Annotated in this window: 10 protein-coding genes and 1 pseudogene; 6 read left to right on the top strand and 5 right to left on the bottom strand. The window is 29.9% G+C overall.

What is annotated here, in order from left to right:
• Positions 1-1317: bacillithiol biosynthesis cysteine-adding enzyme BshC (gene bshC / locus QNK89_RS11870; RefSeq protein ID WP_340171381.1), on the bottom strand; the 1317-nt coding region annotated here is incomplete at its 3' end.
• Between the two features lie 125 nt (positions 1318-1442).
• Here bshC and QNK89_RS11865 point away from each other — a divergent pair.
• From QNK89_RS11865 to QNK89_RS11845, 5 genes are all read left to right on the top strand, one after another.
• Positions 1443-2015, top strand: a complete 573-nt coding sequence (locus tag QNK89_RS11865; RefSeq protein ID WP_340171380.1) for an alpha/beta hydrolase — start codon at positions 1443-1445, stop codon at positions 2013-2015.
• A 30-nt stretch (positions 2016-2045) separates the two neighbouring features.
• On the top strand, positions 2046-2231 hold the full coding sequence (locus tag QNK89_RS11860) for a hypothetical protein (protein WP_340171379.1): 186 nt from the start codon (positions 2046-2048) through the stop codon (positions 2229-2231).
• Between the two features lie 104 nt (positions 2232-2335).
• Entirely contained in the window at positions 2336-2734 is a 399-nt protein-coding gene (locus QNK89_RS11855) for a carboxypeptidase-like regulatory domain-containing protein (protein ID WP_340171378.1), read from the top strand.
• Positions 2691-3101: a hypothetical protein gene (locus QNK89_RS11850; RefSeq protein ID WP_340171377.1), complete on the top strand. Its 411-nt coding sequence runs from the start codon at positions 2691-2693 to the stop codon at positions 3099-3101. The genes QNK89_RS11855 and QNK89_RS11850 overlap by 44 nt, the downstream gene beginning before the upstream one ends.
• Positions 3102-3252: 151 nt before the next feature.
• Positions 3253-3456, top strand: a complete 204-nt coding sequence (locus QNK89_RS11845) for a hypothetical protein (RefSeq protein WP_340171376.1) — start codon at positions 3253-3255, stop codon at positions 3454-3456.
• A gap of 1 nt (position 3457) precedes the next feature.
• On the opposite strand, the pseudogene QNK89_RS11840 reads toward QNK89_RS11845, so the two are convergent.
• Together QNK89_RS11840 and QNK89_RS11835 are read right to left on the bottom strand one after the other, a co-directional pair.
• Positions 3458-4166 (bottom strand): annotated as a pseudogene (locus tag QNK89_RS11840) (uracil-DNA glycosylase family protein).
• 4 nt (positions 4167-4170) lie between these two features.
• A complete protein-coding gene (locus QNK89_RS11835) occupies positions 4171-4893 on the bottom strand; it encodes a hypothetical protein (protein ID WP_340171375.1) in 723 nt (240 codons plus the stop codon).
• A gap of 120 nt (positions 4894-5013) precedes the next feature.
• Between QNK89_RS11835 and QNK89_RS11830 the strand changes: the two genes are divergently transcribed.
• Positions 5014-5145, top strand: a complete 132-nt coding sequence (locus QNK89_RS11830; RefSeq protein WP_340171374.1) for a 30S ribosomal protein THX — start codon at positions 5014-5016, stop codon at positions 5143-5145.
• A gap of 21 nt (positions 5146-5166) precedes the next feature.
• Here QNK89_RS11830 and yaaA read toward each other — a convergent pair whose 3' ends face one another.
• Complete coding sequence (yaaA, locus tag QNK89_RS11825) at positions 5167-5925, bottom strand: peroxide stress protein YaaA (protein WP_340171373.1); 759 nt, start codon at positions 5923-5925, stop codon at positions 5167-5169.
• A gap of 236 nt (positions 5926-6161) precedes the next feature.
• A partial coding sequence (locus tag QNK89_RS11820) for an RluA family pseudouridine synthase (RefSeq protein WP_340171372.1) occupies positions 6162-6790 on the bottom strand: 629 nt, incomplete at its 5' end.

The following is a 6790-nucleotide window of genomic DNA, read 5'->3' as shown; positions in this document are numbered from 1 at the left end:
AGTTTTTTTTGCTAAAGAATATAAATCCTTAAACTGTTTTTTTAAATGCTCCATTTGGCCAGAAAAATCAATATCTATATCAGAAATCTCTTTTACTATGTTATTAATAAGCGCATCTTGTTTTAAGAAAATAGACTTATTGGATAAGTTTAATTTATTAAGCTTGGTAGCTTGTAATTTTGTTTTTATTAATACTGAATTTCGCAACAATAACATTGGAAACACAACATTATGAGCTTCGAAATTAGATTTTAATTGAAACCAATAGGCTAATTCACCTCCTCCACCTATGTAACACAAGTTTGGCAAAATCACTTCTTGATAAACTGGCCTTAATATTACATTAGGCGAAAAACGTTCGGGAAAGTTATTGACTTCTTTAAGAATATCACTCTTACTCCTACTTATATTGGTATTGAGAACTTTATACGTATCACTTTCTAAAACGATGCGTTCTCTTAATCCTTCAGAAATATAAAAAAGATTTATTGCTCTTGGGTTTACTTGTATTCCAAAATCTAAAGCTTCTATTTTAATATTGGTTTCTAATACTTTTTGTTCCGAAATTTGTTCTGCTAGTTCCTTTTCTATTTGAGGAATGAATAAACGTTTTAACTCTCTATTGTTAGCTTCAACAATTACTAAACCATAATCTCCAAATAGTTCATTTGCTAAATATTTTGTTGCATTAACTAAACTATCATGCTTTAAATAAGTATTTTCAAAAAGCTTACGAAGTATATCGGCATTTTTACCAATTCCTAAGACTTTAGAAAAGTTTTCGAAGACGACTTCTAATCCTTCAGTATCTAGTGCACCAAGTGCACCAGATGCTTTTCTATCCCATTGTATTTTTTTTTCTTTGAAATTAAAATAGTTTATTTCTTCGAAGTCATGATCTTCTGAAGCCATCCAATAAATGGGCACAAAATTATACTCAGGATAGGTTTCTTTTAATTGCTTTGCTAAATTTATTGTAGAAACAATTTTATGTAAGAAATATAAAGGACCAGTAAAAAGATTCAATTGATGACCTGTTGTTACTGTAAAAGTTGTGTCTTTTGCTAAAGCATCAATATTATCTAAAGTAAGTTTAGAACTATTTGTGTTTTTATATTGTTCTTTTAAAACAGTAACCAAAACATCTCGTGTTTCTTGCTTATAACTAACCCGTTTTTCCTTTAGCTGTGCCTTAAAATTCTCAAGCTTTGGAAAACGGCTATATAATGGTTTTAATGTTTCAGCTTCTGCTAAATAATCACAAATAAGTTTTGAAAAATATCCTGTGTCTTTAAACGAAATACAGTCTGTTGGCATAAAAAAACTTGTTTTTTGTAAAGATACTGTCTTTTTAAAACTAAAATTAATATCTCTTACTTTTAATATTGATTTAACTTAATCTATATTAATTTCTCATTTTTCACTGCTTTTAATAAAAAACTATGAAATCTTTAAAACACCTTTTCGCATGCCTTTTACTTTTTAGCTTAATTTTTAGTTGTAGTAAAAGTGAAGATAGCAACGATCCTCCAGCTAGAACTTATGCAGATGTACAAAATGACTTTAACAATCTAACATTTTCACCTGGCATTAATGATGTTTCCTTAATTGGGATAGATTATGCTTTTTGGGAATTTAGAGTTATCATATCAGATGTAGACCTAACTAATAATAACAGACCACTAATTATTACTTTACATGGTTTTTCAGGTGGAGATGCAAACGCTCATAAAAACACAGATTGTTATGTAGAGCCAGGTTTCGATGCTTTAGATGCAATTATAATAAGTCCAAACAACAGAGGTTTACAATGGTTTGAGCCATACAACCAAAGGCAAGTATTAACACTTGTAGATTTGGTAAGCGATTATTTACCAGTAGACATTAACAAAGTTGTAGTTAATGGTTATAGTGATGGTGGTATTGGTGCTTGGTGGTATAGCGAAAAACACTCTAATTTATTTTCTGCTGGGATTTCTATGGCAAGTGCCTATGGTTCTTATAATTCTGATTGAACTACAAGAGTTATACCAACTCCAACCTATGTGATTCATGGTGAAAATGATGAACTCTTTCCTTTAGAAAACACACAAATTTGGGTTAGTGATACCACACTTTCTGGAAGTAACACAACACTAGTTGTTGCTAACGGCTTAACACATACAGAACCTTGTAACTATACAAGTTATTTACAGAACGCTACCACTTGGCTTACAGATGTTGTATGGTAAAGTGTTTATTTACTAGATACTAGATTAAAAATATATAATATTGATTTTTAAAAAAGTAGCATTCACACACATTGATTATGAAATTTAAAACGAAATATATGCCTTTGGCTACATTAAAAATTATACTGTTTTCATTAATTTTTATAAGTTTTCAAAATACGGCAATTACACAAAACACAAATGAATTTAAAGGCAAAGTTATAGATGACGATACTAAAAAAGCACTACCTCTTGCCGATTTACTAATTATGAGAACTAATATTAGTACAATCACTAATAGCGAAGGTGAGTTTTTATTAAAAGTGCCTAATGAGTTTATGGATAAACCTGTTTTAATCTCTTATTTAGGTTATAAAAAACAACAAATCCCTTTATCTCAATTTAAAAGTAAAAATACAAAAATAGCGTTAACTATTGCTGCTACTGTTCTTGCACAGGTTGATGTTAATGCACCAAAAGATGCAAAAAACCCTAGTAGTAAAAGCACTAAGTTTAAAAGGTGAGAATTATGTTAACAATGAAGAAGTTATGACTAGTTTTTATAGAGAAACCATAAAAAAAAGAAATAAAAACGCCTCGCTATCTGAAGCTGTTTTAAAAATTCACAAGCAACCCTATGTCTCTAGTAGACCAGATGCTATTAAATTAATAAAAGCAAGAAAAAACACTGATTATTCTAGACTAGACACACTTGCTTTAAAGCTACAAGGTGGTCCATTTAGTACGCTACATACTGATATAATTAAATACCCAAAATATATTTTTAATGCCGAAGATATTGAAGATTACACTTTTAGTTTTGATCAATCTACCCAAATAAATAACAAACTGGTTTTTGTTGTAAGTTTTAAACAAAAAGAAACCACGTAAAGCAACTGTATATCCTACAGAAGCTGCGTATCGTGTAAACTACAGAACTAAAGATGGTAAATGGTATTTTGGCTACAGTAATATACTATTAACCTTTAAGGTAAAATGGGATAATAAACTATTTAATAGTCGCTACACATTGCAAAGTGAAATGGCTATAACAGACTGGGACCAAAATACAATCGCATTTAAAAACAAACCTAAAAGTAGATTAAAACCTAATGTTATTTTAGCAGATGAAGCCTCTGGTTTTGCAGATCCTGATTTTTGGGGAGAATACAATATTATAGAACCAGAGAAATCTATTGAGTCTGCAATAAAAAAAATAATTAAACAGTTGAAAAATGATTTGTAGTTTATAAATATTCACGATACTGAAGCACTCTAAAATCGAAAGTATTAAATTTTGGATTACTAGCTTTTAATTGTTTGTATAAAGCATTGCTACCAATAGATATATTTGCTGCGCCAGAAGAAGATGTTAACGAAACCGTTTTTATGGTTCTTAGTTGAGATTGTTCGCTTACTTTATCTTGAGTGCAGTCTATAGACGCTGAATGACAGTTTAACTGAAATTCATGGATTCTAGGTGTTTCTTTTGAAACTAGTTCAAGTTTAATATTGTGGTTTTTTATGTGTTTTCTAAAAAAAATACTCTGGGCCATTTTTAGAATTACCACCTATAAACAAAAGCGTTTCAATATTTGGGTATTGTTTTAAATAACCTATAATATCTCTAAGACAACAATTATACATTCCTAGGTCTGAGGCATCAACTTTTTCTCGATCACAACTTTCCACAATATCGCAAACACCAATTTTATGTTTAATTAAAAACAGTTTTCGCTGCTATATAGCTTCATTAGAATTATCATACCGTAAATTAAGGTTGTGAATTTTGTCTATAAAAAACCAGAGACTATTATAATAACTTCCATAACAAAAATTTACATCTTTTTCTAAAAGGTTTCCTGTAGAAAATCTAGGTCGAGGTAAAGTACCAACAATTAATTTTTTAGTATCCTTTTTTATGAATGGCTTGTATGGATGTTTGTGTTTAAATATGAAATTACAAACTTTTTAACAATTTTTCTACTTCGCTAATTGTTACTCCATACTTTCGTTTATTAGGCTTTGTCATGTGTTTTGATTCCACAAATATTTCATTTAAAACAGCCTTGGATTCTTCTATTTTATCTTTTTTAATATAAAATTTAGCTAAAACTAAACGCTCACTATAATTAGAATAACGTTGATCTATTGCTTTTAAGTGTTTTTCTGCTACATCATATTGTCCAGTTTTATCTAAAGCTAAACCATAAATAAATTCAGATTTAGACTGCTTAAATTCTTGATGCTGTTTTAACTCTTGGGCATAAAAAATTGTTTTTTTATAATCTTCTAAATTGTAATAAGTTACAATAAGTTTTTCAAGAATAAAGTAGTTGTTTTGACTTTCATCTTTTAAAGCAACCTCGTAATGAATAATAGCATTTTTATAATCTTTTATCTCAAAGAAGGCATCTGCTAAATCTAATCTGTTTTGAAACGTTTCCAAAAACTGAAGTTTCTTTTCTAAATCCTTGACTTTTTTGGTAGGCGCCAAAACAGATGTTAAATTCTCTTTAATAATTGATGCATCACGTTTATTAAAAACCTGAGTTACAAGGTATATTAAGGACCCAATTACGGGAATAAAAATGATAATAAAAATCCAGTAATATTGGTTTCTGTTTTTTATAGTATGATAAATACAAAAACCTTGAAGCGCTATTGTTAAGTAATACAGCATTAGTTAAAATTAAATTAAAGTGTTAAATATAGTAAAGAAAAACACAAGAAAATTAGTACATTATAGGAAATAACTATTTAATATCTAATTAATAAAATCCCATTTTCATGGGAAATAAATATGGGAAGAGGAGACAAGAAAACAAAACGCGGTAAAATTAGTAGAGGCACTTATGGTTCAAGAAGGCCTAAAATTAAAAAACGTGTTAGACCAGAAACTAAAATAGAAATCAATAAAAAAATCAAGCCTTAATCACACCTTTCTTTACTTGTTTTATCTTGTAAACACTAAATGGTTCTCACTCGACAATTCATCGCTTAAGCCATATCCATTACTTGTAAAACCTTTTAAATCGTCTATTGTTTTTGCGTTTTTATCTACAATATATCTTGCCATTAATCCTCGAGCAAGCTTAGCGAAAATGGCTACAATTTTATATTTACCATCCTTAAATTCTTTAAAGTCTACAGTTAAAACTGGTACTTTTAAAGCTTTTAAATCTATGGCTTTAAAATATTCTTTACTTGCTAGGTTTACTAAAACCTCATTATCTTCTAACTCTTGGTTTAATGAACTAACCACATCTTTTTTCCAGAATTCATAAAGATTCTTTTTTGTGCCAACTGGTAATTTTGTTCCCATTTCTAATCTATAGGCTTGCATTAAATCTAATGGTTTAAGCACTCCATATAAACCAGAAAGGATTCTTACCTTATCTTGTAAAATATCTATTTTTTTTGTTGGAATTGTATACGCATCCAATCCTCTGTAAACGTCTCCACTAAAAGCATAAATGGCTTGTCTTGCATTGTCTTTTGTAAATGGTAATTCCCATACTTGAAAACGCTCGTAATTTAACTGTCCTAAAGCATCGCTTACGTGCATAAGTTCCGAAATATCTTTGGCCGATTTCTTTTTAAGGATTTTATTTAAGCGTTGCGACTGCTTTAAAAACTGAGCTTCTGTAGATTTTGTTGTTGGTAATTCGGTTTTAAAATCTAAAGATTTTGCTGGAGATATTACTAGTTTCATAAATTCAATTTTTTTTTACGAATTTACAATTTACCTTACAAAAACTAAAACAATAAAAATGAATTGTTCTATGCTGTTATAAACAATGATTATTTAGTATCCTTCGTTAGGGATTACTCATACATATTATTTAGGAAGAAATCGTGATTACTTCGTAATTGATGCAGCATTCTTTTTTTGAGGCACGGAAAAAAAAGATATAACGAAAAGCCTAACCTTTAGGTAACGCCAAAAATTTAAGCCTCCAAATGTATACTATAACCTCTCCACTTCTCTATACATTCTTGCATATCTTGAGGAACTGGTGCTTCAAAACTCATAAACTCATTAGTTTCTGGGTGCACAAAACCTAAGGTTTTTGCGTGTAGTGCTTGACGAGGTAATATTTTAAAACAATTTTCTACAAACTGCTTGTATTTAGTAAATGTTGTGCCTTTTAAAATACGTTCACCTCCATAACGCTCATCGTTAAAAAGTGTATGTCCAATATGTTTCATGTGCACACGAATTTGATGTGTTCTTCCAGTTTCAAGCTTACAAGACACTAACGTTACATAAGTTAAACGCTCTAAAACTTTAAAATGCGTTATAGCATGTCTGCCTTTATCTGCGTCATCGTCAAAAAAGACTGTGTTTTGCAATCTGTTTTTTGGATGTCTACCAATATTGGCTTCTATGGTGCCTTCGTCTTCATTCATGTTTCCCCAAACAACAGCAATATATTCGCGCTCGCTGGTTTTATCTTTAAACTGTTTAGATAAATGCGTCATGGCTTTTTCGGTTTTTGCAACCACTAACAATCCACTAGTATCTTTATCTATTCTATGAACCAAACCAGGTCTATCGCTAGAGTTTTTTGGCAAAT

The organism is Lacinutrix sp. (genome assembly GCF_037625555.1).
Lineage (GTDB): Bacteria > Bacteroidota > Bacteroidia > Flavobacteriales > Flavobacteriaceae > Lacinutrix.
The sequence above is the reverse complement of the archived record's forward strand: the minus strand, read 5'-3'. Positions and strand labels throughout refer to the sequence as shown.